The organism is Deltaproteobacteria bacterium, assembly GCA_016930875.1.
Classification (GTDB): Bacteria; Desulfobacterota; Desulfobacteria; order Desulfobacterales.
Genome location: JAFGFW010000212.1, coordinates 1 through 3150 on the forward strand (window position 1 = coordinate 1; position 3150 = coordinate 3150).

Consider the following 3150-nt stretch of genomic DNA (forward strand, 5'->3'; position numbering starts at 1 on the left):
CCCCGTTTGCCATCGTCTGCCCTGGAGGCGGTTTCTCCTACGTCGGTTCCCTTCATGAAGGATTTCCGCTGGCTTTAGCGATAAGCCAAAAAGGGTATAACGCTTTTGTCATCCGTTACCGCATTGGCAGTGAGCAAGCAGCGACCGAAGACTTGGCCGCAGCGATAGCCTATATCTTCCGTCATGCGGAAACCCTTGAGGTCAGCACCCAAGACTATGCCCTATGGGGCGGCTCTGCCGGGGCCAGGATGGTGGGGAATATTGCCTTAAACGGTGTATCCGCTTATGGCGGCGGCAATCTCCCGAAACCGGCGACAGTCGTCATCGCCTATACCGGACAATCAAACTATTCAAGTGATTTCTCTCCGGCTTTCATTACTGTAGCCGCTAACGATGGAATAGCCAACGTCAATACGGTGGAAAGGCGCGTAGAGAATCTAAAAAATGCCGGCGTGGATATCGAATATCGCAGGTATCAAAGTGCGGGGCATGGTTTTGGACTGGGCGCAGGAACCGATGCGGAAGGATGGGTGGACTTGGCTGTTCAATTCTGGCAAAAACATATAACGGGACCTTTACAAAATGAAATACCACAGCAAATTTATCTCTGGGAGGAAGGAAATGTTCCAACCACCACTGAGTATACGGAAAACAATGCCGGGTATTTTGATCCGCCTGATTTTCGCCCCAATATGGTGTACTTCCCCGCCAAACAAGGTATGGAAATCAAAGGTGCGGTGCTGATATGCGCAGGGGGTGCTTTTCAATTTCGCAGCGATAATGAAGGAGCGCCGGTCGCTGAACAACTGACTGAGCTTGGATATCAGAGTTTTGTGGTGAACTATCGGCTGAGGCCGTATACCATGCAGGAAGGCGCTTTGGATCTGGCCCGGGCCGTGAGGTATGTCCGTAGCCATGCTGAGGATTTAGGCATTGAGGAAAATGATATAGCGGTTGTGGGGTTCTCGGCCGGCGGTATCCTGGGGGGTGAGTTGGCATTAAATTTTGACGGGACTATCAATGGAACCACCATAGACCCCGGCTATGTGCCGGACGCATTGGATAGGATTTCTGCCGATGTCAGTGCGGTCGGAATGATCTATTCCTTTTATGGCAGACTGAGTGTGGCATCCACCGATGTTGAAAAGTTTATGGCCTCGGATTTGCCGCCCACATATTTCTTATATGGCACAAGAGATCCGTTTGTGCGTCAATTTGAGGCTTGTGTCAACGCCTTGCAACAGGCAGATGTGCCGGTTGAATCCCATGCGCTGCAAGGTTGGCCTCATGGTTTTGGTGCCGGAGATGGTCAGTGGATACTTGATTTTGATAAGTGGTTGACCAAAATTCTTAATCATTAGAAAAAGGAGCGAATTATGCAAAACGTAAACCTGGAACAAGAAATTATCAATCTCTCGAAAGAGAAATGGCGCTGGATGGCAGAGCGCGACGTAGACACCCTTGACGCGCTCTTCCATGAAAAGGCTGTCTTTGTCCACATGGGCGGAGCTTGGGGCAAAGCACAAGAACTCGACATCATCAGAGGTGGCGGGATTCACTACAAGCAAGCGGATATCCATGAAGTATCGGTGGCTATCATTGACGCAACGGCGATCGTGTTAAACAGAATTACGCTGCTCGCCGTGGTTGGCGGCAATGAGGTCACCAATCCCTTTATGGTGACAGAAGTGTATGTGCAGCAAGCGGGTGGCTGGAAGTTAGCGGCGCTTTCGTTTACCCGGTTACTTACCCCAGAGCAATCTCATTAACGGTAGAAATATAAGGAGAAAATGATGCAAACTGTAAAATTGAACAATGGTGTTGAAATCCCGATTCTCGGCTTCGGTGTGTTTCAGATCGCTGATCCGGCCGAATGTGAAAGATGCGTGGTTGACGCCATTCAAACGGGATATAGCCATATTGACACGGCTGCTTCCTACCAGAACGAAGAGGCAGTTGGCCGGGGAATTAAACACAGCGGCGTTGCCAGAGAAAAACTGTTCATCACGACCAAACTCTGGATTCAAAGCCAGGGCTATGAAGGCGCACTCAAAGCCTTTGAACGTTCTCTGACACGCCTGCAATTAGATTACATTGACCTGTATCTGATTCATCAACCCTTCGGCGATGTGTATGGGGAGTGGCGGGCGATGGAAGCACTGTACCAACAGGGCAAAATCAGAGCCATCGGAGTTTCCAACTTCCAGCCTGACCGCATCATGGACTTGATGGTGCATAACTCAATCACGCCGGCAGTCAATCAGATTGAAGTCAATCCTTTCCAACAGCAAAGCGACACGCAAAAGTTCTTACAAGATAACGGCGTTCAGGTGGAAGCCTGGGCACCCTTTGCCGAGGGTAGGAATAACATTTTCCAAAACGAACTCCTTCTATCCATCGCCGCAAAGCACCACAAAAGCGTCGCCCAGGTCATTCTCCGCTGGCTTGTCCAAAGAGGTATCATTGCCCTTGCCAAGTCAACCCGCAAAGAAAGAATGTTGGAGAATATCAGTGTGTTTGATTTTGAATTAAGCACGGAAGATGTGGCGGCTATGACAACGCTAGACACCAAAACCAGTAGTTTCTTTGATCATCGTAACCCTGACATGGTGAAGTGGCTGGGTGAACGGAAACTAGATGTCTAAAGGAGAACCCAACCTTATGTCTCTCCAAACCATGCAAAAAGAAATAGAATATCTTGTCAGCCAGTATGCCAGGTCTATTGATGAGGCAGATACTGATCTTGCAGCAACCCTCTGGTCAACGACGGATGAGGCGACATTTATCCATCCCAGAAGCCATGAACGCGGTTGGGAACAGGTGAAAAAGCGGCTCTATGAGGAGACGATGCGTGACAGATTCACCCATCGGAAACTTCAGATTCATGATCTCGATGTACAGTGCTACGAGAACATGGCAATTGCGGTATTCTACTGGACGTTTGACGCAATTTTTCGGAGCGACGGGAGGCTGCACCGGACGCAAGGAAGAGAAACCCAAGTCTTTCGATATACTGACGACCGTTGGCTGCTGGTGCATGTCCACTATTCTGGAATGCCAATCACAGGGGAACGAGAAGGTTTTTGATACGTCCCGGGCTTTTATAGTAAGGAGATACAAGATGTCTGAACCAAAAGAACAATCACGCGC

General features: G+C 49.4%; 4 protein-coding genes. All 4 read left to right on the forward strand.

Annotation, left to right across the window (positions count from 1 at the left end; translation table 11 throughout):
* Window positions 1–1361, forward strand: a 1361-nt coding sequence (locus JW883_17365; GenBank protein ID MBN1844033.1) for an alpha/beta hydrolase, incomplete at its 5' end; no start/stop codon positions are given.
* Window positions 1362–1376: 15 nt separating this feature from the next.
* Window positions 1377–1769 carry a nuclear transport factor 2 family protein gene (locus tag JW883_17370; GenBank protein MBN1844034.1) on the forward strand — a complete coding sequence of 131 codons (393 nt, stop codon included), beginning with the start codon at window positions 1377–1379 and terminating at the stop codon, window positions 1767–1769.
* 24 nt (window positions 1770–1793) lie between these two features.
* Window positions 1794–2645, forward strand: a complete 852-nt coding sequence (locus JW883_17375; protein MBN1844035.1) for an aldo/keto reductase — start codon at window positions 1794–1796, stop codon at window positions 2643–2645.
* On the forward strand, window positions 2638–3087 hold the full coding sequence (locus JW883_17380; protein MBN1844036.1) for a nuclear transport factor 2 family protein: 450 nt from the start codon (window positions 2638–2640) through the stop codon (window positions 3085–3087). The genes JW883_17375 and JW883_17380 overlap by 8 nt, the downstream gene beginning before the upstream one ends.
* The last annotated feature ends 63 nt before the right edge of the window (window positions 3088–3150 follow it).

Bases quoted from the DNA above. Each gene is read 5' to 3' on its own strand.
- JW883_17370 (MBN1844034.1), top strand. From the start codon at position 1,377: ATGCAAAACGTAAACCTGGAACAAGAAATTATCAATCTCTCGAAAGAG.
- JW883_17375 (MBN1844035.1), top strand. From the start codon at position 1,794: ATGCAAACTGTAAAATTGAACAATGGTGTTGAAATCCCGATTCTCGGC.
- JW883_17380 (MBN1844036.1), top strand. From the start codon at position 2,638: ATGTCTAAAGGAGAACCCAACCTTATGTCTCTCCAAACCATGCAAAAA.